Genomic DNA, 22,703 nt, shown 5'->3' on the forward strand with positions numbered 1-22,703 from the left:
GCGGACCGACCCAGACAGGAGAATTGTGGCTGCCAAACCACGTGTGCACGAGATCGCCGCTGAACTCGGCGTCGACAGCAAGTTCGCGCTCGCGAAGCTCAAGGAGCTCGGCGAGTTCGTGAAGAGCCCGTCTTCGACGGTGGAGCCCCCGGTGGCGCGCAAGCTGCGCGCTGCGATCGAGGCCGACCCCAACGCGAAGCCGGCCGAGAAGACCGAGGCGAAGCCGGCGGCGAAGTCCGCGGTCACCTCGCCCAAGGCGCCGACCCCCGGACCCAAGCCGGGTCCCGCCAGGAAGACGGCTCCGGCCGAGGCCGCCGTCGAGACGCCCGCTGAGCCTGCCGCTCCCGCGGCGACGTCCGGCGCGCCCACGCCCGGACCCGCCAAGCCGTCGGCTCCCAAGCCCGGTGGCAGCGCCCCCGCGGGTGACAGCGCCCCGAAGCCCGGCGGTGCCCCGAAGCCCGGCGCCCCGCGCCCCGGCAACAACCCGTTCTCGTCGGCTCAGGGCATGGGGCAGCGCCCCGCAGGCCCTCGCCCGGGCAACAACCCCTTCGCCTCGGCTCAGGGCATGGGCCAGCGACCCACCCCCGGCAACATCCCGCGTCCGCAGGCTCCGCGTCCCGGGTCCCCCCGCGTCGGCGCCCCGCGTCCCGGTCGTCCCGGTGGCGCGCGCGGCGGTCAGGGCGGACGTCCCGGTGCACCGTTCCAGCAGCGTCCCGGCGCTCCCGGCCGTCCCGGCGGCGCCGGTGCAGGTGCAGGCGGCGGCTTTCAGCGTCCGGGCGGCGGCTTCGCCGGTCGTCCCGGCGGTGGCGGTGGCCGCGGTCGTGGCCCCGGTGGCGGAACCGCAGGCGCCTTCGGCAAGGGCGGCGGCAAGAGCAAGCAGCGCAAGTCGCGTCGGGCGAAGCGCCAAGAGTTCGAGATGCGGTCGGCGCCGGTCGTCGGCGGCGTCAACGTCTCGAAGGGCAACGGCGAGATCATCCGTCTGCGCCGCGGCGCATCCATCGCGGACTTCGCCGACAAGCTCGAGGCTCTGAACGGCTACACCGTGCAGCCTGGCACCCTGGTGACGATCCTGTTCAACCTGGGTGAGATGGCCACGGCCACCGAGTCGCTCGACGAGGCGACCTTCGAGGTGCTCGGCGAGGAGCTGGGCTACAAGATCCAGATGGTCTCGCCCGAGGACGAGGACAAGGAGCTCCTCGAGGGCTTCGGCCTCGACCTGGCGGCCGAGCTCGAGGCCGAGAGCGACGAGGATCTCGAGATCCGCCCGCCCGTGGTCACGGTCATGGGTCACGTCGATCACGGTAAGACCCGACTGCTCGACGCGATCCGCCAGTCCAACGTCATCGAGGGCGAGGCCGGCGGCATCACGCAGCACATCGGTGCATACCAGATCTGGACCGAGCACGACGGCATCGACCGTGCCGTGACCTTCATCGACACCCCCGGTCACGAGGCGTTCACCGCCATGCGTGCCCGTGGTGCCCAGGTCACCGACATCGCGATCCTGGTGGTCGCCGCCGACGACGGCATCATGCCGCAGACGGTGGAGGCGCTCAACCACGCGCAGGCCGCCGATGTGCCGATCGTGGTCGCCGTCAACAAGGTCGACAAGCCCGAGGCCAACCCGGCCAAGGTGCGCCAGCAGCTCACCGAGTACGGGCTGGTCGCCGAGGAGTACGGCGGCGACGTCATGTTCGTCGACGTCTCGGCTCGCCAGGGCACGGGCATCCAGGAGCTGATCGACGCGGTCCTGCTGACCGCCGACGCGGGTCTCGACCTGACGGCCAACCCGAACAAGGCAGCCCGTGGTGTCGCCATCGAGGCGAAGCTCGACAAGGGCCGTGGTTCGGTCGCCACCGTGCTGATCCAGTCCGGAACGCTGCGCGTCGGCGACGCGATCGTCGCCGGCACCGCGTACGGCCGCGTCCGGGCGATGCTCGACGAGAACGGCGAGTCGGTCTCCGAGGCCTTCCCGTCGCGCCCGGTGCAGGTGCAGGGTCTGAACTCGGTGCCGCGCGCCGGTGACGTCTTCATCGTCACCGACGAGGACCGCATGGCGCGCCAGATCGCTGAGAAGCGTGAGGCCGTCGAGCGCAACGCCCTGCTGGCCAAGGCCCGCAAGCGCATCTCGCTCGAGGACTTCACCCGTGCGCTCGAAGAGGGCAAGGTCGAGACGCTCAACCTCATCATCAAGGGCGACGTCTCCGGTGCCGTCGAGGCGCTGGAGGAATCGCTGCTCAAGATCGAGGTCGACGACTCGGTTCAGCTGCGCATCATCCACCGCGGCGTCGGTGCGATCACCGAGTCGGATGTGAACCTGGCGACGATCGACAACGCGATCATCGTGGGCTTCAACGTCCGCCCCGACACCAAGGCCCGCGAGGCCGCCGCCCGCGAGGGCGTCGACGTGCGGTTCTACTCGGTGATCTACTCCGCGATCGACGAGATCGAGAACTCGCTCAAGGGCCTGCTTAAGCCCGAGTTCGAAGAGGTCCAGTCGGGTGTGGCCGAGATCCGCGAGGTGTTCCGCTCCTCGAAGTTCGGCAACATCGCCGGTGTCATCGTCCGCTCCGGAACGATCACGCGCAATGCCAAGGCGCGCGTCATCCGCGACGGCGTCGTCATCGCCGATGGCCTGGCCATCGAGTCGCTGCGTCGCTTCAAGGACGACGTCACCGAGGTCCGCACGGACTTCGAGGCGGGTATCGGCCTGGGCAAGTACAACGACATCCAGATCGGCGACGAGATCGAGACCACCGAGATGGTCGAGAAGCCTCGCGGCTGATCCATACGGCACGATGAGGGGCGCCTGCGGGCGCCCCTCATTCGTCACCAAAGGAGTGAAAATGGCTGGAGAACGACAGGCACGTCTGGCGGACCGCATCCGCGTCATCCTCGCCGAGCGTCTCGAGAAGGGGCTGCGCGATCCGCGTCTCGGATTCGTGACCATCACAGAGGTGCGCGTCTCGGGCGACCTGCAGCACGCCTCGGTGTTCTACACCGTGCTCGGCACGGACGAGGAGCGCGTCGCCAGCGGCGCGGCGCTCACGTCGGCGACCGGACTGCTGCGCAAGGAGGTCGGTCGGCAGCTCAACGTGCGCCTCGTTCCCACGCTCGAGTTCATCCCGGATGCGCTGCCCGAGAGCGCTGGTCACATCGCCGACCTCCTGCGGGAGGCGCGCGAGCGCGACGCCGAGGTGGCGAGACTGGCGTCCTCCGCCACGCACGCGGGCGAAGCCGACCCGTATCGTCGCGACGAGGAGGACGAGGACTGACACCCGTGCTGTTCAGCGGGGCAGCAGCAGCGCTCCGCCGACTGCCTCGATGAGCCCGTCGGCGATGAGCGAGTCGATCGCACGATCGCGCTGAGCAGCATCCGGCCAGTCGGCCGCGACCGCGTCCGCCGCCAGCCGGTGGTCGGGTGCGAGACGCAGCGCGCGGAGCACCGCTCCGCGTGCCTGACGATCCGATCCCTCGAAGCGCGCCTGCCGGCGACGCGAATCACCGGTGTCGGGCCGGCCTGCGGCCAGCCACGCGCATCCGGATGCCAGAGGGCAGACGCCGCACTTCGGTGTGCGCGCCGTGCAGACCACCGCTCCCAGCTCCATCATGGCGGCGTTGAAGACCGCCGACTCGGCGACGTCATCTGGCAGCAGGTCGGCCATCCTGGCGAGATCCCGCTTCGCCGGCGGATCGGGCTGGGAGCGCCCGTCGACCGCCCTGGCGATCACGCGGCGCGTGTTCGTGTCGACGACCGGGTGCCGGTCGCCGTAATGGAAGACCGCCACGGCGCGCGCGGTGTACTCGCCGATGCCGGCCAGCGCGAGCAGCGCAGGCACGTCGCGCGGCACGGTGCCGTCGTGATTCTCGACGATCTCGGTCGCCGCCCTGTGCAGCCACAGCGCCCGCCGTGGGTAGCCGAGGTTCGCCCACTGATGCACGACCTCGGCAGGCGAGGCGCTCGACATGGCGGCCGGAGTCGGCCAGCGGCGCAGCCACGCGTCGAGGTGCGGGATGACCCGGGTCACGGGCGTCTGCTGCAGCATGAACTCGCTCACCAGCGTGCCCCACGCGCCGTACTCCACGGCGAACTCGGCGCGCCGCCACGGCAGGTCGCGCGCGGTCGCGGCGTACCAGTCGAGCAGCGCTCCGCGCCACGCGTCGGCTGACTGCGAGCAGGACACGGGCATCCGACCAGCCTAAGCCGCCGGCCTGCCGGCTCGACGCGTCGGTGCGCCGATGTGCACGCTCTAGGCTTGAGGGATGGTCTCACCCGGCATCCTGCTCGTCGACAAGCCCGGCGGGCTGACCAGCCACGACGTCGTCGCCCGCACCCGGCGCGCTTTCGGCACCCGCAAGGTCGGACATGCCGGCACCCTCGACCCCATGGCCACCGGACTTCTGGTGATCGGCATCGAAGGGGCCACCCGGCTGCTCACGTACATCGTCGGCGCCGACAAGACCTACACCGCGACCATCCGGCTCGGCGCGCGCACCACGACGGACGACGCCGAGGGTGAGACGGTCGAGACCGCCGAGCGCGCTGATGTCGAAACCGTGACCGATGGCGGCATCGCGGCAGGCGTCGCCGCCCTCACCGGCGCGATCTCGCAGGTGCCGAGTTCGGTCTCGGCGATCAAGGTCGACGGACGACGCGCGTACGACCGCGTGCGAGCGGGCGAGCAGGTCGACCTCGCCGCACGGCAGGTCACCGTCTCGCGCTTCGAGATGCTCGACGTCCGTCGCGAGGACGGCGTCATCGACGTGGACGTCATCGTGGACTGCTCGTCGGGAACCTACATCCGCGCCCTGGCCCGGGATCTGGGGGCGGCACTCGGCGTCGGCGGGCACCTCACCGCTCTGCGGCGCACCCGCGTGGGCGGCTTCGACGTGGCCGACGCCGTCGGAATCGACGGGCTCGCCGGTGCCGTGACCCTGAGCCCGGCCGCCGCAGCCGGGCGCACGATGCCGGTGCTGGCTGTGACCGGCGACGAGGCGAAGGATCTGCGCCACGGCAAACGGCTCCACGGCCAGGCGGGGCGGCTGGCCGACTCCGAGGTCGCGGCGATCGACCCTGATGGGCAGCTCGTCGGCGTGGTCGAGGCCCGCGGAAAGGACATCAAGAGCGCCATGAACATGCCGGAGGTTCAGCCGTGATCCTGTGGTTCACCCTGACGCAGATCGTCGTCGCATCCGCTGCAGGGCTGTTCTGCCTCGTCGCCGGACTCGCCGGACGCCGACCGAGCGACTGGACGGTCGGCAGCCTGCTGCTGGTCGAGCTGCTGCTCATCGCCCAGGTGGTGATGGCGATTGTCGCGCCACTGGCCGGCAACCCTCCCACCGGGGATCTGCTCGAGTTCTGGGTCTACCTCGTCTCGGCCGTGCTGCTGCCCGTCGGCGGTGCGGCATGGGCGCTGATCGATCGCACCAGGTGGAGCACGGTCATCCTCGGTGTGATCGGCCTGTCGCTGGCGATCATGCTGTGGCGGATGAACGCGATCTGGACCATCCAGGTCGCGTGATGCCGTCGGCCCGTGTCGCCGACGCGCGTAAGATGGACGACGCAATGTCCCACACCGTTTCGCGCGCCCGGATGACGGGTATCGGCCGAGTCCTCGTCATCGTCTACGCCGTGATGGCTCTGGCGGCCACCGGTCGCAGCTTCGTCCAGGTGGTGCGCCGCTTCGATGAGGCGCCGCTGGCCTACAGCCTCTCGGTGCTGGCCGCCGCGGTGTACATCCTCGCGACGCTGGCGCTCGTGCTGGCGCACCGCCGTGGCTGGTACACCGTCGCCTGGATCGCGATCGTCTTCGAGCTGACCGGTGTGATCGTGGTCGGCGCCCTCAGCCTGCTTGCGCCGGCGCTGTTCGGCCACGACAGCGTCTGGTCGTACTTCGGGATGGGCTACATCTTCATTCCGCTCGTGCTGCCCGTGTTCGGGCTGTGGTGGCTGCGCACGCACCGGCCGCAGAGGGAGGCGGCATGATCGTCTTCCGCGATCCCGCTGACGTGCCGCCCGACTTCGGCCGCTCCGTCGTCGCCATCGGGAAGTTCGACGGCGTGCACGTGGGGCATCGAGCGGTGATCGAGCGGATGCGTGAGGATGCGCGCGCGATCGGGGCTCGCACCGTCGCCGTGACCTTCGACCGCAACCCGCTCGAGGTGCTTCGTCCCGAGCTGTGCCCGGAGAACGTCGTCGCGACCGACCGCAAGGTCGAGCTCCTCGGCGAGCTCGACCTGGACGCCACCCTGGTGCTCACTTTCGACCGCGCACTGGCGGCACTGGCCGCCGAGGACTTCGTCCGCGACATCCTGGTCGACTCCCTGCACGCCGCGATGATCCTCGTCGGCAGGGACTTCCGCTTCGGTCGCGGCGGCGCGGGCGATCCCGCACTGCTGCAGAAGCTCGGCCCGCAGTACGGCTTCAGCGTCGACGTGATCGACGACGTCACCCCCGAGGGCGGCGGCCGCAGGGTGTCGTCGACCTGGGTGCGCGAGCTGCTCGCCGCCGGTGACGTCGCCCACGCGGCCACCGTGCTGGGGCGGCCGGTCACCGTCACCGGCGAGGTCGTGCACGGGCTCAAGCGCGGCCGGGAACTCGGATTCCCGACCGCCAACCTGTCAGAGATGATCGACGCCCTCGCACCGGCCGACGGCGTGTACGCGGGATGGCTCGACGACCACGTCACGGGCATCCGGCATCCTGCGGCGATCTCGGTCGGAACCAACCCGACCTTCGACGACGTCGAGCGCCGCCAGGTCGAGGCGCATGTGCTGGATGAGACCGGACTCGATCTGTACGGGCATCGTGTGACGGTCGAGTTCACCGACCACCTGCGCGGCATGGTGGCGTTCGAGGGCATGGAAGCGCTCATCGCGCAGATGGCGGACGACGTGTCGGTCGCGCGCGAGCGACTGCTCGGCCACCGCTGACCCGCCGTGCGAACGAGTTCATCGGCCCGCTCGGCCCTGCGACCGGGGGCGAGTAGCATCGGGGCATGTCCGCTCGAATGCGTCTCGCCATCGTCAGCGGCGCGATCATCGCCGTCTCGCTGACCGCCTGCACGCCCGGCACGCCGGACCCCACGGCGAGTGACACGTCGGCAGCCAGCCCTGGCCCCGCGAGCACGGGCACGCCTTCAGCGGCTCCTTCGAGCACGTCGGCACCCGCCGACGACTCGATCGAGCTGCCCGCAGCATGCGAGGACGTCTTCAGCGCGTCGATGCGCGATCGCCTCACCGCGGCGCATCTGCCGGCGAACGACCCGACCCTGACCATGCCTTCGACCGACCTGCCGGTGGCGGTGCAGATGATCGAGGGTCTTCCGCACCTGCGCTGCACGTGGGGAGTGGCGTCGGAGGTCGGCATCGCGACGACGGTCGCACTCGTCGACGCAGAGCAGTCGGAGGTCCTGCGTGATGCGTACCGCGCCGCGGGATCGGACTGCCAGGTCGTCGACGGCGACCCGCAGCAGACGCGCTGCCTCGCCGAGGAGAGGTTCGAAGGCGAGATGCCCGGTGCGATCGGCGAGATCCACGTCTTCCGGGCCAACGCGTGGCTGTCGACGAAGTGGATCAACGTCGACATGGCAGGGTACGCCGACGACATGGTCGCACAGCTCTGGGGATGACCTCGGGCATGGCGTAGACTGTTGGCGAGGGTTCTGGCATCCGCGTTTCTGACCAGGTCCGCACCCGACCCTCGCACTCCGCATCCTCGCGGTCGCCTCATCGGAGCCGCTCACGGAGAGCAGCTTCCGGCCCCGCCGGATGACCGGTACTCACGCTCAGGAGGAGCATGCCGAGCACGGCGACCGCCGCCCCGCGGCGAAAGAAGACGTCCCGTCGAGACGAAGAGGCGCCGCTGATCCCGATCCTCGCGCGCAAGGTGCGCGAGATCGAGGCGAAGGCGCAGCGGGCCAAGCTGGGCCCGACCAACCGGGTGAAGTTCCAGGTGATCGCCTTTCTGGTGCGTGAGGAGCGCGCCAGGGTCAAGGCCGACGGCGAGCTGACGGACGCGGCCAGGGTCGAGCTGCTCAAGCGGCTCGACGGGGTCGCCACGATCCTCGCGAAGACGGCCGCCCGCGACACGTCGCTGATCCAGCTGCTCGAGGCTGATCAGGCCACCTCGCCGGTCGCGAAGCGCATGCGTCGCGACTGGCTGCTCGAGTCGGGGGCCGAGCTCGCCCCCGAGGAGCTGGTGATCACCGACGTCGCCCCGATCGTGCAGACCCCCGTGGTTCCGGCCGCTCTCGCAGAGAAGCAGGTCACCCCGCCGTCGGTCGAGTCGCGTCTGCTGGCGTCGCCCTTCCTCCCGCCCGATCTGACCCCCCGCCCCGCCGCCGTGCCGCGCCGCCGGCTCGACGGATGGGAGCTGATGGGTCCGCTGTACAAGGCGTTCGAGTCGGGTGCCGGTGGGGGAGCGGCCACGATGGAGCTGCCCCCGACGCCCGAGTACGACCACATCTCGCCCAAGGGGCGCGAGGTCATGGTGCATCAGTCACGCTTCGTCGAGGCGGTGCGCTCAGGTCATCGCAGCTTCCTGCTCGCCGATGAGCCGGGACTCGGCAAGACGGCGCAGTCGGTGCTCGCCGCCTCGGTCGCGAACGCGTACCCGCTGCTCGTCGTCGTTCCCAACGTCGTCAAGATGAACTGGGCGCGCGAGGTCGAGCGCTGGACGCCGCAGCGCCGGGCCGCCGTAATCCAGGGCGACGGGGCCGACATCGACGCCTTCGCCGACGTCTTCATCGTCAACTACGAGATCCTCGACAGGCACCTGTCGTGGCTCGGCTCCATCGGCCTGAAGGGCATGGTCGTCGACGAGGCGCACTTCATCAAGAACCTGTCGTCGCAGCGCTCGCAGAACGTGCTGGCTCTCGCGAGTCGCATCCGTGACCGCGAGCGCAACCCGCTCATGCTCGCGCTGACGGGCACTCCGCTGATCAACGACGTCGAGGACTTCGACGCGATCTGGCGCTTCCTCGGCTGGACGAACGGCGAGAAGCCCGAGCGCGAGCTGATGGAGAAGCTGGATGCCACCGGACTGACCCCGGCGGACAAGTCCTTTTACGCCGAAGCGCGCGAGGCGGTCATCTCGATGGGCATCGTGCGGCGCAAGAAGAAGGACGTCGCAGCGGATCTGCCCGACAAGCTCATCGCCGACCTCCCCGTGCAGCTGGACGACGAGTTCGGCCGGGGCATCCGGGCGGCCGAGCGCGAGCTGGGCGAGCGGATGGCCGCGAAGTACCGCCGGATCGTCGAGGCGCGCACCGCCGCGCACGGGTCGTCTGCAGGCGGGTCCTCGAGCGTGTCGCAGAGCATCGACGACGACATCGTGCGCCTCGTCGCTCACAACGAGCTGGAGGAGTCGAAGGCCGCCGGAGCCGGCGGCGACAACGTCTTCACCATGGTGCGCAAGATCGGCCAGGCCAAGGCTCTGCTCGCCGCCGATTACGCGGCGCAGCTGCAGCGCTCGGTCGAGAAGGTCGTGTTCTTCGCCAAGCACGTCGACGTGATGGATCAGGCCGAGGCGCACTTCGCCGCCGCCGGGATCAAGTCGGTATCGATCCGAGGCGACCAGACGACCCCCGCGCGCCAGCAGGCGATCGACGCGTTCAACACAGACCCTGAGGTGGGCGTGGCGGTCTGCTCGCTCACGGCGGCCGGCGTCGGCGTCAACCTGCAGGTGGCCTCGAACGTCGTGCTCGCAGAGCTGAGCTGGACGGCGGCGGAGCAGACTCAGGCGATCGACCGCGTGCACCGCATCGGTCAGGACGAGCCGGTGACCGCGTGGCGCATCATCGCCGCGCACACCCTCGACACGAAGATCGCCGAGCTGATCGACCAGAAGCAGGGGCTCGCCGCCCGCGCGCTCGACGGCGAGGCCGTCGCCGAGGAGCCGGGCGAGTCGGTGCAGATGGCTGCGCTGATGCATCTGCTGCGGGAGGCTCTCGGCGCGGAATGACCCGGGGAGCGACTACGGGCGTTAAGAACACAGGTTCTTGGCGCCCGTTCGCGTCTGTTCAGGGCGATATCGTCCAAGAACCGCACATTGCGGCGACGCTCGCGGCAAGATCCTCCGTTTTCGGCGACCCCGAATGGCGTTTCGAGACCGAGGAGCGCTAGGGTCGACAGCAGGCAGCGTCGCCTTTTCTCTCCTTTCCACCCGAAGCACGAAGGCAGCAGCATGAAGATCGGCATCCTGACCAGCGGCGGCGACTGTCCCGGCCTCAACGCGGTCATCCGCGGCATCGTGCTCAAGGGCACCACCACCTACGACCTCGAGTTCGTCGGTATCCGCGACGGCTGGAGGGGCGTCGTCGACGGCGACTTCTTCCCGCTCACCCGCCACGAGGTGAAGGGGCTGTCGAAGGTCGGCGGCACGATCCTGGGCACGAGCCGCACCAACCCGTACGAGGGCACGCGCGGGGGAGCCGAGAACATCGCCAAGACGCTGTACGGTCACCGGATCGACGGGATCGTGGCGATCGGCGGCGAGGGCACCCTCGCGGCCGCGGATCGTCTGGCCAAGGACGGCATCAACGTGCTCGGCGTGCCCAAGACGATCGACAACGATCTGCGCGCGACCGACTACTCGTTCGGCTTCGACACCGCGGTGAACATCGCCACCGACGCGATGGACCGGCTGCGCACGACCGGCGACTCCCACCAGCGCTGCATGGTCGCCGAGGTCATGGGCCGGCACGTGGGCTGGATCGCGCTGCACGCCGGCATGGCCGCCGGGGCGCACGTCATCTGCATCCCTGAAGTGCCCATGTCGATGGACGAGATCTGCTCGCTGGTCAGCAGCGCCGCGGCTCGCGGCCGCGCACCCCTCGTCGTCGTCTCGGAGGGCTTCACCCTCAAGGGCATGGACGAGGCGTACAGCGACAAGGGACTCGACGCGTTCAACCGGCCGCGTCTGGGCGGCATCAGCGAGATCCTCGCTCCCGAGATCGAGCGGATCACCGGCATCGAGACGCGCTCGACCGTGCTGGGTCACATCCAGCGCGGCGGATCCCCTTCGGGATTCGACCGGGTTCTGGCGACCAGACTCGGGCTGCACGCGGCGGACGCCCTCGTCGACGGCGCGTGGGGTCAGATGGTCGCGATGCGCGGCACCGACATCGTACGGGTGCCCTTCGCCGAGGCACTGGGCGAGCTGAACACCGTGCCTCGCAGCCGGTACGACGAAGCAGCCGCGCTGTTCGGCTGAGCGCCCCGGTCGGAGCTCATCGACCGGGGCGGACGCCGTGCGCCCGGGCCGTCAGTCGGTCAGGTCCAGCACGTCCAGGATCCACGCGAGCTCGAACGCGCGCTCGCGCCAGGAGTTGTAGCGTCCGCTGACGCCGCCATGCCCGGCCGACATCTCGCACTTCATCATCACGTCCTGTGCGCCGGCGTACCGCAGAGCCGCGACCCACTTCGCCGGCTCGACGTACAGCACGCGGGTGTCGTTGAGCGATGTCATCGCCAGGATCCGTGGATAGTGCACACCCTCGCGGATGTTCTCGTACGGCGTGTAGGACTTCATGTACGCGTAGACCTCGGGGTCGTGCAGCGGGTCTCCCCACTCGTCCCACTCGACCACGGTGAGGGGCAGCGAGGGATCGAGGATCGAGGTCAGCGCGTCGACGAAGGGCACGCCGGCCAGAATGCCGGCGAACAGCTCGGGGGCGAGGTTGGCCACGGCGCCCATCAGCAGGCCGCCCGCGCTGCCGCCCTCGGCGACGAGCTGTTCGGGCACCGTGACTCCGGTGCTGATCAGGTGCTGTGCACACGCGACGAAGTCGGTGAAGGTGTTGCGCTTGTGCAGCTCCTTGCCCTCTTCGTACCAGTGCCGGCCCATCTCGCCGCCACCGCGCACGTGGGCGACCGCGAAGATCACGCCGCGATCGAGCATCGACAGGCGCATGGTGGAGAACGCGGGATCGATCGAGTGCTCGTACGATCCGTAGCCGTACAGATGCACAGCGCGCGGTTCGACGCCGGGATCGCCGAAAGAGCGCTTCCACACGAGCGAGACCGGCACCTGGGCGCCGTCGTCGGCCGTCGCCCACACTCGCTGCTGCCCGTAATCGGCCGGGTCGTATCCGCCGAGGACCGCCATCTGCTTGCGCAGGTGCTTCTCGCCGGTCGCGACGTCGAGATCGAGCACCTGCGACGGCGTGACGAACGAGGTGTACGCCATCCGCAGGAACGGCGAGTGCCACTCGGGGTTCCCGCTGAAGTAGGCGTCGAACAGCGGCTCGTCGAAATCGACGTCGTCGAGCGCCCCCGTCGCGAGATCCATGATCGCCGAGCGCACGAGCCCCTCGCTGCGGTACTCGACGGTCGCGAAGTCGCGGAAGCAGTCGACATCGATGATCCGCCGACCTGCGTGGTGCGCGATCAGCACCTGCCGTGCGCCCGCGGGGTCGGATGCCGCCACCGAGACCAGCTCGAAGTCGAGGGCGTCGTCGTTGTGCAGGATCAGCAGGCGATCCTCGCCGTCGACCACGGCGTGATCCACGGAGTACTCCACGCCGTCACGCCGCGGCCATACCACCTGCGTTTCGACGGTCAGCGGATCGGCGGCCAGCTCGGCGAGGTCGATGAGCAGTTCCTCGCTGGTGATCTTCGAGCCCAGCCCGATCACGAGGTATCTGCGGCTGCGGGTGATGCCCGCGCCCATCCAGAAGCGCTCGTCCGGCTCGTGGAACAGCTTGACGTCCTCGCCGACGGGGGTTCCGACACGGTGCAGCCACAGGGTGTCGGGTCGCCAGGCCTCATCGCGCGTGGTGTACAGGATCGACGTGCCGTCCGGCGTGAAGAACGCCTGGCCGGTGTTCGGGATCACGTCGGCGAGCTTGTCTCCGGATGCCAGATCGCGCACATGCACGGTGTACAGCTCCGAGCCCTCGACATCCACAGACCACAGCAGTCGCGTGCCGTCGTCCGACACATCGAAGGCGCCGAGCGAGAAGAACTCGTGTCCCTCGGCCTCGACGTTGCCGTCGAGCAGCACCTCCTCGCCCGGGACCGGCACGCCCGGCTCGAGCACGGGCGGCGTCCAGTCGTCGCCGTGGGCGGCGGTGCGGCAGTGGATGCCGTACTGGGCGCCTTCCTCGGTGCGGCTGTAGAACCACCAGTCGCCCCGCCGCGTGGGAACGGACAGGTCGGTCTCCTGCACGCGCGAGCGGACCTCCTCGAACAGGGTCTCGCGCAGCGCGGCGAGATGCGCGGTTCGCGCTTCGGTGTAGGCGTTCTCCGCCTCCAGGTGCGCGATGACCTCGGGATCGTCCTTGGCCCGGAGCCACTCGTATGCGTCGGCGAACTCGTCGCCGTGGTGGGAGCGCGTGGTGATGCGGCGGGCCGCCGCGGGCGGCTGGATGCGGGAATCGGTCACCCTGCCACGCTACCCGGCGAGTTGACCGCGACCGGGCAGGATGGGAGGATTCATCAGGGTCCTCTAACGGATGACAAACCCACGGTGAACTCTTCGTTCGTCACAAGCCGATCTCTCGGCCCCTCCCTGGCAGTCCCAACGAAAGAGACCGGTGGAAACCGCAGCCCTCATCGTCGTGCTGGTCATCGCGCTGGCGCTCTTCTTCGACTTCACCAACGGATTCCACGACACCGCCAATGCGATGGCGACCCCCATCGCCACCGGCGCACTGAAGCCGAAGACGGCAGTGCTGCTCGCCGCGGTGCTGAACCTGGTCGGCGCGTTCCTGTCGACCGAGGTCGCCAAGACCGTCTCGGGCGGGATCATCAGAGAAGACGCGATCAGCGAGATGGGCGCGCAGATCTTCCTGCCGCTCATCTTCGCCGGACTCATCGGCGCCATCACCTGGAACATGCTCACGTGGCTGCTCGGTCTGCCCTCGAGCTCTTCGCACGCGCTGTTCGGCGGCCTCATCGGCGCCACCCTGGTGGGCGTCGGCGCCACGGGCATCGACTTCGGCATGGTGCTGTCGAAGATCATCCTCCCCGCCATGATCGCACCGCTCACCGCCGGCATCATCGCATTCATCGCGACGAAGATCGCCTACGGCGTCACGCGTCGGTACGACGGCAAGCCCGACGGTCGCTCGGGCTTCCGCTGGGGTCAGATCTTCACCTCTTCCCTGGTGGCGCTGTCGCACGGCACCAACGACGCGCAGAAGACCATGGGCGTCATCACTCTGGCGCTGATCACGATCGGCTGGCAGACGGGTGATCCCGGCAGCGACGACTACCACAACCCCGAGTTCTGGGTCATCGTGGCCTGCGCATTCACGATCGCCCTCGGCACGTACCTCGGCGGGTGGCGGATCATCCGCACCCTCGGCAAGGGTCTCACCGAGGTCAAGCCCGCACAGGGCTTCGCCGCCGAGAGCTCCACCGCCGCGACGATCCTCGCCTCCAGCGCCCTGGGCTTCGCGCTCTCGACGACGCAGGTCGCCTCGGGCTCGGTCATCGGCTCCGGCCTCGGTCGACGCGGCGCCTCGGTGCGCTGGGCCACCGCCGGCCGCATCGCGATCGGCTGGCTGCTCACCCTTCCCGCGGCGGGCGGCGTCGGCGCCCTCGCCGCACTCCTGGTCATCTGGTTCGGCAACTGGGGTGTCGCGATCGACGCGGTGCTGGCGCTTGTGATCATCGTGGGCCTGTTCCTGTACTCGCGCCGCAACGCTGTGACGTCCGCGAACGCGATGAGCGACGTGGCCGAGTCCGGCCTCGCCGTCGACCAGCCCGATGTGCCGGCCCCCACCCGTCGCGCCAGCCGGATGGAGCTCGTGCGCGCGCTCGAGCGCGCCGAGCGGAAGGCGGACGAGGCCGAGCGCGCGGCACGCCGGGCGAAGAAGCTGAAGAAGGCGGGCGCATCGCCCGCCGAGATCAAGGCGGCCAAGCGCGCTGCCGAGAAGGCGGCGCACAAGTTCGCCGCCGCCGAGAAGGCCGCTCAGGAGTGGGAGAGCGCCATCGCCAACCGCAAGGCCCGGGCCAAGCTCGCCGAGTGGGACATCGCCGTGGACGAGCAGGAGGACGCACGATGAGCATCGACTGGGGCGCCTTCGTCAACGTCTTCCTCGCCGCCCTGCTCGGGGCCGGCACCATCGTGCTGTTCTACGCGCTGGGTCTGCGGATGCTCGTCCGTGCCGGACGGGTTCCGGTGGTGACGCCGGCGGAGTTCACGGATGCCATCACCGTGCTCTCCGAGAAGGAGATCAGACGCGCGGCGAAGCAGGCGGCCAAGGCTGCGCGCAAGAGCCCGTTGAGCGAGGGGCAGAAGACCCTGGCCTTCGTGGCCGCGATCGGCTGCTTCATCCTGTGCGGCGCGGCGGTGCTCGGCGGCATCCTTCTCATCGTCGTCGGCCACTGACGCGGATCCACGGGCGAGGGCGGTCCTAGGCTGAGGGCATGTCAGGCCCTTTCGTGTTCGGCCGCCACGCGCCGGCGTCCCACGTCATCGTGCACATCAGCGATCCCCACCTGCTCGCGGGCGGTGCTCGTCTGGGCGGTCGGTTCGACGTCGAGGAGAGCCTCGGCCGCACGCTCGACGCGATCCGAGCCATCGGCAGCGATTCGGCGGCGATCGTCGTCACCGGGGATCTCGCCGACCTGGGGGAGCCCGACGCGTACCGCCGCCTCCGAGCCGCGATGGAGCCGCTCGCGGCCGATCTCGGCTGCCCGATCGTCTGGGTCGCGGGCAACCACGACGAACGACCTGCGCTGCGGCAGCACCTGCTCGATCTCGAGCCGACCGAGCAGCCGGTCACCGGGGTGTGGAATCTCGACGGGCTGCGACTGGTCGCTCTGGACACGAGCGTTCCCGGCTGGCACCACGGCGACCTCGGGGCCGATCAGCTCGAGTGGCTTAGCGACGTGCTGCGAGAGCCGGCACCGCACGGCACGATCCTGGCGATGCACCATCCGCCGCTGCCCAGCCACATCCCGCTGTTCGACATCCTTGAGCTGCGCCATCAGGACGAGCTCGCCGACGTGCTGCGCGACACCGACGTGCGTGCCATCCTGGCCGGACACCTGCACTACTCATCGCACGGACTGTTCGCCGGCATCCCCGTCAGCGTCGCCTCCGCGACCTGCTACACCATGAACGTCGCGCGGCCGGCGGTCGAGGTCAACGGCATGGATGCCGCTCAGTCGTTCCAGCTCGCGCACGTCCACCCCGACACGATCACCCACACGGTGGTGCCGGTGATCGCAGCGCCGACCGGCGACCACTTCACGCGCGAGTGGGCGCAGCGCATGGCGTCCCTGACACCGCAGCAGCGACTCGAGGAGTTCTCCCGCAAGCCCGTGCGCTGAAGCGTCATAGACTAGAGGAATCCCCCGAATCCCTGATCGCCACTACCCACAAGGATGTGACATGGCCGCGTCTGAGCCTGTTGTTACCCGCACAGAGACCGATTCGATCGGAAGCATCGAGATCCCGGGAGACGCCTATTACGGCGTGCACACGCTGCGGGCCGAGCAGAACTTCCCAATCACGAAGCGCCCCATCTCGGTGTACCCCGACCTGGTGCGCGGCCTTGCGATGGTCAAGCAGGCCAGCGCGCGCGCGAACAAGGAGATCGGGGTGCTCGACCCCGACAAGGCCGATCTGATCGACGCGGCCGCGCAGCGAGTCATCGAGGGCGAGTTCCACGACCAGTTCATCGTCGGGGTCATCCAGGGCGGGGCCGGCACCTCGACGAACATGAACGCCAACGAGGTCATCACGAACATCGCGCTCGAGATGGCGGGTCGGGAGAAGGGCGACTACGCCTTCCTCTCGCCGATCGACCACACCAACCGCAGCCAGTCCACCAACGACGTCTATCCGACCGCGGTCAAGATCGGACTCTCGCTGAACCTCGTCTCGCTGCTCGACGAGCTCGACCTGCTGCGCAAGTCGTTCCTCGGCAAGGCGAACGAGTTCCACGACGTGCTCAAGGTCGGCCGCACCCAGCTGCAGGACGCCGTGCCGATGACCCTCGGGCAGGAGTTCCACGGTTTCGCGACGACCCTCGGGGAGGACCACAGCCGTCTCACCGAGAACGCCTCGCTGCTGACCGAGATCAACATGGGCGCCACCGCCATCGGCACCGGCATCACGACCCACCCCGACTACGCGCCCACGGTGCTCAAGCACCTGCGCGAGATCAGCGGACTCGACCTCAGCACGGCGACCGACCTCGTCGAGGCGACGAGCGACACCGGCGCCTTCATGTCGTTCTCGTCGTCGCTGAAGCGCAACGCGATCAAGCTCTCCAAGATCTGCAACGACCTGCGTCTGCTCTCGTCTGGTCCGCAGGCGGGCATCGGCGAGATCAACCTTCCGGCCATGCAGGCCGGCTCCAGCATCATGCCAGGCAAGGTCAACCCCGTCATCCCCGAGGCCGTCAACCAGGTCGCCTTCGCCGTCGCCGGCGCTGACGTCACGGTCACCATGGCGGTCGAGGGCGGTCAGCTGCAGCTCAACGCGTTCGAGCCGGTCATCGCGCACTCGATCTTCCAGTCGATCACCTGGATGCGCCAGGCGATGTGGACGCTGCGCGTGAACTGCGTGGACGGCATCACGGCGAACCGCGAGCGCCTCGGCGCGATGGTGGGCGCGTCGGTCGGCGTCGTCACCGCGCTCACCCCCTTCATCGGCTACGCGGCATCCGCGGCGCTGGCCAAGACCGCGCTGCTCACCAACCGCAACGTCGCCGACCTGGTGGTCGAGGCCGGCCTCATGTCGCGCGACGAGGTCATGAAGCAGATCTCGCCGGCCCGCCTGTCGGGACTGGAGACCGTGACCGCCGCGATCCCCGTGATCGGCGCGGAAGACCTCCCGCAGGCGTAGGCAGGGAGATGCGAAGAGGCGGATGCCGTACGGCATCCGCCTCTTCGGCGTCAGAGCGGGGATTCGGCGTCGGAGCGGACTCGGATCAGCCGGACGTGCGGCAGTGCGTGGTGAGCTCGCCGATGCCGTCCACAGCCACCGTGACGGTGGAGCCGTCGCGCAGGAAGATCTGCGGATCGCGCGAGTAGCCGGCGCCCCCGGGGCTGCCGGTGGAGATCAGGGTGCCGGGCTGCAGGGTCGCGGAGGACGACAGGTGCGCGATCAGCGTGGCGACGCTGCGCACCATCTGCCCCGTGCTGGCGTCCTGAACGGTCTGCCCGTCGACGACCGCCCAGATGTGCAGGTCCTGCGGGTCGGGGATCTCATCAGCCGTCACCACCACCGGGCCGGTCGGGGTGAAGCCGTCGAACGACTTGCAGCGCGACCACTGCGCCTCGGCGAACTGGATGTCGCGCGCGGTGATGTCGTTGACGACCGTGTATCCCCACACGGTGTTGAGCGCCTCGTCGGCGGTGACGTCCTTCGCGGGTCGGCCGATGATCACACCGAGCTCCGCCTCGTAATCGACCGATTCGCTCAGCGCGCGCGGCCACGAGGTGGTGCCGCCGTGGGCGGCGAGGGAGTTGGGCCACAGCGTGAAGACGGTGGGCGCGGTGTCAGTCTTGAGCCCCAGCTCACTCGAGTGGGCGGCGTAGTTCAGGCCCACGGCCAGGATGAGCGGGGGCGAGACGACGGCGGGGCCGAATCGCAGATCCGCCACCGGATGCCGCGGTGCGTCGCCCGCGCTGTATGCGGCGCGCAGCTGCTCGAGCAGCTCGTCGCCGCCCTCGATCAGCTGCTGCAGGGTCGACGGAGCGGGGGAGAGGAGGTCGCTGACGAGGGTGGCCTCCGTGCCGTCGATGACGGCGAGCTGCAGAGCCTCGGAATCGCGAGCGCTCAGATGGGCGAAACGCATGTCTCTACGCTACCCGTCGCGGTGCCGCCCGCGGCAGAGGTGGCCTCTAGGCTTTGCTCATGAGCTTTGGAGGACGGCCCTCGGCCGCGCAGCCCTCGGACCCGTTCCCGACCATGCTCGCCGGTCGCTCACCGTACGCCCCGCCTGCGCCGTCGGCGCCGGCGCCCGCTCCGGCGATGCCGGCGATTCCGATGCCGGCCCGACGGGGACGCAGCGCGTCGGTCTGGGTGTTCGGGGTGCTCGCTTTCCTGCTGATCGCGCTGATCGCGTACTTCGCGTTGTTCCTCGGAGTCGGCGCGTCCGTCGTCGGACTCGTCCTCGCTCTCGTGCCGCTTGCGATCGTGCTCACCGGCGTGCGCATGATCGACCGGTGGGAGCCGGAGCCGAAGAGCCTCGTGATCTTCGCGCTCGCCTGGGGAGCGGTGGCCGCCGTGGGCATCACGCTGCTTGTCGACCTGGCGTTCGCGCTGGCTGTCGGTCAGCGCAACGAGTTCTTCGCCGCGGTCATCCAGGCGCCTGTGATCGAGGAGCTCGCCAAGGGAGCCGGTGTTCTGCTGGTTTTCGTGATCGGTCGACGGGCGTTCGACGGCCCGGTCGACGGCGTGGTCTACGGCGCACTGGTGGGCGCGGGCTTCGCGTTCACCGAGAACATCCAGTACTTCGGCACCAGTCTCACCTCCGGCGGTGCCGGAGAGCTCACCGTCACGTTCATCCTGCGCGGACTCGTCTCGCCGTTCGCGCATGCGATGTTCACGGCCCTGACGGGATTCGCCATCGGCCTGGCCGCGCGTCGCGGTGCGAGCACGGCAGGCGCTGTCGGATCGGCCGCGACGGGACTGGTCGGCGCGATCGCACTGCACGCGTACTGGAACGGCTCGTCTCTGCTGGGCGACTTCATCGCGCTGTACATCACCACCCAGGTGCCGCTTTTCATCGCCTTCATCATCGCGATCCTGGCGCTGCGACGGGAGGAGGCGCGGCTGACGCGTCTGCGCCTCGGCGACTACGCCGCTGCGGGATGGTTCACCCCGCAGGAGGTCGAGATGCTGGCGACGCCGGCCGGCCGGCGCACCGGTCTGCAGTGGGCGGCCGGCCTGCGCGGCGACCGCCGAGACGTGATGAAGGCGTTCATCCGCGATGCCGCCGCTCTCGCCGCGGTACGCCAGCGGGCGATCACCGGACGCGACCCGCTCGCTTCGGCCGACGAGCACGCGCTGCTGATGCGCACCCGGGATGCCAGAGCCCGCCTGCTCGCGTACTGACGGCTCGGGCCGTAGCCCAGGGACAGACTCAGCGCCCGGTGCTGCGGCGATGCCTGCGAGTCTCCCGGGCGCTGAGTTGATCTACACACAGGGTGCCTCGCGCACCCGGCGAAGTCAAGACCCTGCGCGGATCGCCACGGGGAAGGGCCAGGTCACGGTTACGCGCTCAGCGGATGTCTCGCATTGACCGAGGCACGCGCGCCGGGGTTGGATGGAGCCATGACTGAACGCACGAAGCCTGAGTTCGACGCACCCACCGGACCCGCCCCCGCAGAGCTCGTCATCCGCGACATCGTCGAGGGCGACGGCGCCGAGGCGAAGCCCGGCGACACCGTCACCGTGCACTACGCCGGTGTCGAGTACGACTCCGGTGAGGAGTTCGACTCGTCGTGGGGCCGAGGCGAGACCATCCAGTTTCCGCTGCGCGGCCTGATCCAGGGTTGGCAGGACGGCATCCCCGGGATGAAGGTCGGCGGACGCCGTGAGCTCGTCATCCCGCCGCACCTCGCCTATGGCGCGGCCGGATCCGGACACTTCCTCTCCGGCAAGACCCTCATCTTCATCATCGACCTCGTCGCGGTCGGCTGAGCGGATCCGTACCCAGGGAACCCCCGTCCACATCAGTGGGCGGGGGTTCTCGCATCGATCCGACATCTCGGGAATATATGCATGTGAATGTAAGTTATTCTCGGTACGGCGCGACAGCGCACGTATGACCATCAAGGAGAACACACACATGTCGATCGAGATCCCCGGCTATCGTCCCGGCACCTGGGTCCTGGACCCGAGCCACAGCGAGGTCACCTTCAGCGTGCGCCACATGATGATCTCGAAGGTGCGCGGCTCCTTCGGCATCAAGAACGCCACGCTCACCGCACCTGAGAACCCGCTCGATGCCACGGTCGAGGCGAGCGTCGACGTCGCGTCCGTCGACACCAAGGACGAGGGTCGCGACAACCACCTGCGTTCGGCGGACTTCTTCGACGTCGAGAACTTCCCGACCATGGAGTTCGTCTCCACCGGAGTGCGCGTCGAGGACGGCGACTTCTTCGTCGACGGAGACCTCACCATCCGCGGGATCACGAAGCCGGTGAGCTTCGAGTTCGACTTCGGCGGCTTCGGCACCGATCCGTGGGGCAACTACAAGGCCGGCGCCTCGGCCACGACGGTGATCAACCGGGAGGACTTCGGTCTGACCTGGAACGCCGCTCTCGAGACCGGTGGCGTGCTCGTCGGCAAGGACATCACGATCAACCTCGACCTGCAGGGCGCCCTGCAGGCCTGAGCACGAGGCATCCCGAGCCCGGGGGTCGAGCCGCCACGAGAGCGGTTCAGGCCTTCGGGCTCAGTGCATCGTAGGCGCGGAAGCGCGGTGTGAGCCGGGCGATCATCACGGCGAGGCCGATCACCAGCATCCCGCCCAGCAGCGGCGGGAACCACAGCGCGGTGAGCGTCGCCAGCGTGCCGGCGTACAGCGCCCCGAGTCGCGGCCCGCCGGCGACGACGATGATGAAGACCCCCTGAAGGCGTCCGCGCATGGCGTCAGGCACCGCTGCCTGCATCATCGTGTTGCGATAGATGGAGCTGATGTTGTCGGCCGCTCCCGAGAGGGCGAGCACGATGCAGGCCAGGACGATGAGCGGCACATCGGGGGAGTGCTCGGATGCCGTGGGCAGGAACGCCCCGATGAGCAGCACGACGCCGAACATCGCGATCGTGGCGCCGTAGGCCTGCACCGCCCTGGCGATGCCGACTCCGTGCCAGCGGTACTGCACGATCCTGCCCGAGAACAGGCTCGACGCGAATGTCCCCACCGCGACCGACGCGGTCAGCAGTCCGGTCGTCACGGCGCCCCCGCCGAGCAGCACCGTGCCGAGGGCGGGGTAGAGCGCGAGAGGGTTGCCGAAGGTCATCGCAGCGATGTCGAGCAGGTACTGCGCGCGGATGTTGCCCGCCCGGCGCAGGAAGCGCCAGCCGTCGACGAGGGATGCCAGCCCCGGCCGCACGATCGTGCCCTCGGGCAGCAGGGCGGGCAGTGTCCACAGCCCGAGGAACATGCACAGCATCAGGACCACGTCGATCGTGTACGTCCATCCGAACCCGGTGAGGGCGACCAGCACGCCCGCCACAGCGGGCCCGACCATCACCGTCAAGCCGAAGGCGACGCCGTTCAGCGCCGACGCAGCGGCGAGCTGATTCAGCGGGATCAGTCGCGGCACGATCGCCGTGCGGGTCGCCATGCCCACCGAGTTGGCTGCGGCGATGACCATGCTGAGGCCGTACAGCCACCAGATCGTCTCGGTGCCCGTCCATGTCAGCGCGGTGAGCAGCGCCGTGGCCGCGAACGCGACGGACGCGGCGATGAGCGCCACACGTCGACGGTCGAACGCGTCGGCGAGCATCCCGCCGTAGAGTCCGGCGAGGATCATCGGCACCAGGCCGGCGACCGCGATCATGGAGACGGCGAATGTGCTGCCGGTCAGCTCGAACACGTGCAGCATGACGGTCACGATCGTGAGCTGGCCGCCGATCCCGGCGAGTGCAGAGCCGATCCACATGCGGGCGAAGGCCGGGCTGGATCTCAGCGGGCTGAGATCGATCAGGTGGGCGCGGGAGAACTGCACCCGACGAGGCTACCGGTGCGCATCCGCCCTGCTGAATGCTGGTAGGCTGTCGA

At 69.2% G+C, this 22,703-nt stretch carries 20 protein-coding genes; 16 read left to right on the plus strand and 4 right to left on the minus strand.

Annotation, left to right across the window (positions count from 1 at the left end):
* Positions 1–25: 25 nt before the first annotated feature.
* Entirely contained in the window at positions 26–2,785 is a 2,760-nt protein-coding gene (gene infB, locus V2S05_RS02000; protein WP_413633607.1) for a translation initiation factor IF-2, read from the plus strand.
* Between the two features lie 61 nt (positions 2,786–2,846).
* Positions 2,847–3,275: a 30S ribosome-binding factor RbfA gene (gene rbfA / locus V2S05_RS02005; protein WP_271637904.1), complete on the plus strand. Its 429-nt coding sequence runs from the start codon at positions 2,847–2,849 to the stop codon at positions 3,273–3,275.
* 12 nt (positions 3,276–3,287) lie between these two features.
* Here the strand turns inward: rbfA and V2S05_RS02010 are convergent, their stop codons facing one another.
* The gene (locus tag V2S05_RS02010; RefSeq protein WP_413633609.1) at positions 3,288–4,190 is read right to left on the minus strand and encodes an A/G-specific adenine glycosylase; all 903 of its coding nucleotides are present in this window, start codon (positions 4,188–4,190) and stop codon (positions 3,288–3,290) included.
* A 73-nt stretch (positions 4,191–4,263) separates the two neighbouring features.
* Here V2S05_RS02010 and truB point away from each other — a divergent pair, with 73 nt between their 5' ends.
* The 7 genes from truB to V2S05_RS02045 all read left to right on the plus strand — a co-directional run bounded on the left by truB (position 4,264) and on the right by V2S05_RS02045 (position 11,215).
* Entirely contained in the window at positions 4,264–5,157 is an 894-nt protein-coding gene (truB, locus tag V2S05_RS02015; protein ID WP_271637902.1) for a tRNA pseudouridine(55) synthase TruB, read from the plus strand.
* Complete coding sequence (locus tag V2S05_RS02020) at positions 5,154–5,522, plus strand: hypothetical protein (protein WP_271637901.1); 369 nt, start codon at positions 5,154–5,156, stop codon at positions 5,520–5,522. The genes truB and V2S05_RS02020 overlap by 4 nt, the downstream gene beginning before the upstream one ends.
* A gap of 44 nt (positions 5,523–5,566) precedes the next feature.
* Entirely contained in the window at positions 5,567–5,986 is a 420-nt protein-coding gene (locus tag V2S05_RS02025; RefSeq protein WP_413633611.1) for a hypothetical protein, read from the plus strand.
* The gene (locus V2S05_RS02030; protein ID WP_413633613.1) at positions 5,983–6,933 is read left to right on the plus strand and encodes a bifunctional riboflavin kinase/FAD synthetase; all 951 of its coding nucleotides are present in this window, start codon (positions 5,983–5,985) and stop codon (positions 6,931–6,933) included. Before V2S05_RS02025 ends, V2S05_RS02030 begins: the two co-directional genes overlap by 4 nt.
* Positions 6,934–6,998: 65 nt before the next feature.
* Positions 6,999–7,631 (plus strand): hypothetical protein, encoded by a 633-nt coding sequence (locus V2S05_RS02035; RefSeq protein ID WP_413633615.1) that lies wholly within the window; start codon positions 6,999–7,001, stop codon positions 7,629–7,631.
* A gap of 167 nt (positions 7,632–7,798) precedes the next feature.
* Positions 7,799–9,964 carry a DEAD/DEAH box helicase gene (locus V2S05_RS02040; protein WP_413633616.1) on the plus strand — a complete coding sequence of 722 codons (2,166 nt, stop codon included), beginning with the start codon at positions 7,799–7,801 and terminating at the stop codon, positions 9,962–9,964.
* 222 nt (positions 9,965–10,186) lie between these two features.
* Complete coding sequence (locus V2S05_RS02045; protein ID WP_071642302.1) at positions 10,187–11,215, plus strand: ATP-dependent 6-phosphofructokinase; 1,029 nt, start codon at positions 10,187–10,189, stop codon at positions 11,213–11,215.
* Between the two features lie 51 nt (positions 11,216–11,266).
* Here the strand turns inward: V2S05_RS02045 and V2S05_RS02050 are convergent, their stop codons facing one another.
* Positions 11,267–13,387 carry a S9 family peptidase gene (locus V2S05_RS02050; protein WP_413633618.1) on the minus strand — a complete coding sequence of 707 codons (2,121 nt, stop codon included), beginning with the start codon at positions 13,385–13,387 and terminating at the stop codon, positions 11,267–11,269.
* Positions 13,388–13,538: 151 nt separating this feature from the next.
* On the opposite strand from V2S05_RS02050, the gene V2S05_RS02055 reads away from it, so the two are divergent.
* From V2S05_RS02055 to V2S05_RS02070, 4 genes are all read left to right on the plus strand, one after another.
* On the plus strand, positions 13,539–15,014 hold the full coding sequence (locus tag V2S05_RS02055; protein ID WP_413633619.1) for an inorganic phosphate transporter: 1,476 nt from the start codon (positions 13,539–13,541) through the stop codon (positions 15,012–15,014).
* A complete protein-coding gene (locus V2S05_RS02060; protein WP_271637895.1) occupies positions 15,011–15,340 on the plus strand; it encodes a peptidase in 330 nt (109 codons plus the stop codon). The genes V2S05_RS02055 and V2S05_RS02060 overlap by 4 nt, the downstream gene beginning before the upstream one ends.
* A gap of 38 nt (positions 15,341–15,378) precedes the next feature.
* The gene (locus V2S05_RS02065) at positions 15,379–16,287 is read left to right on the plus strand and encodes a metallophosphoesterase (protein ID WP_413633620.1); all 909 of its coding nucleotides are present in this window, start codon (positions 15,379–15,381) and stop codon (positions 16,285–16,287) included.
* A gap of 61 nt (positions 16,288–16,348) precedes the next feature.
* Entirely contained in the window at positions 16,349–17,809 is a 1,461-nt protein-coding gene (locus tag V2S05_RS02070) for an aspartate ammonia-lyase (protein ID WP_413633621.1), read from the plus strand.
* An 85-nt stretch (positions 17,810–17,894) separates the two neighbouring features.
* On the opposite strand, the gene V2S05_RS02075 is transcribed toward V2S05_RS02070, so the two are convergent.
* Positions 17,895–18,764, minus strand: coding sequence for a fumarylacetoacetate hydrolase family protein (locus V2S05_RS02075; protein ID WP_413633623.1), 870 nt, complete (start codon positions 18,762–18,764; stop codon positions 17,895–17,897).
* A gap of 59 nt (positions 18,765–18,823) precedes the next feature.
* On the opposite strand from V2S05_RS02075, the gene V2S05_RS02080 reads away from it, so the two are divergent.
* The 3 genes from V2S05_RS02080 to V2S05_RS02090 all read left to right on the plus strand — a co-directional run bounded on the left by V2S05_RS02080 (position 18,824) and on the right by V2S05_RS02090 (position 21,311).
* Positions 18,824–20,026: a PrsW family intramembrane metalloprotease gene (locus V2S05_RS02080; protein WP_413633625.1), complete on the plus strand. Its 1,203-nt coding sequence runs from the start codon at positions 18,824–18,826 to the stop codon at positions 20,024–20,026.
* 219 nt (positions 20,027–20,245) lie between these two features.
* Positions 20,246–20,614, plus strand: a complete 369-nt coding sequence (locus tag V2S05_RS02085; RefSeq protein ID WP_271637890.1) for an FKBP-type peptidyl-prolyl cis-trans isomerase — start codon at positions 20,246–20,248, stop codon at positions 20,612–20,614.
* 148 nt (positions 20,615–20,762) lie between these two features.
* Positions 20,763–21,311: a YceI family protein gene (locus tag V2S05_RS02090; protein WP_413633626.1), complete on the plus strand. Its 549-nt coding sequence runs from the start codon at positions 20,763–20,765 to the stop codon at positions 21,309–21,311.
* 46 nt (positions 21,312–21,357) lie between these two features.
* Here V2S05_RS02090 and V2S05_RS02095 read toward each other — a convergent pair whose 3' ends face one another.
* The gene (locus V2S05_RS02095; protein WP_413635208.1) at positions 21,358–22,584 is read right to left on the minus strand and encodes an MFS transporter; all 1,227 of its coding nucleotides are present in this window, start codon (positions 22,582–22,584) and stop codon (positions 21,358–21,360) included.
* Positions 22,585–22,703: the final 119 nt, after the last annotated feature.

Source organism: Microbacterium sp. OR16, assembly GCF_047306725.1.
Classification (GTDB): Bacteria; Actinomycetota; Actinomycetes; order Actinomycetales; family Microbacteriaceae; genus Microbacterium.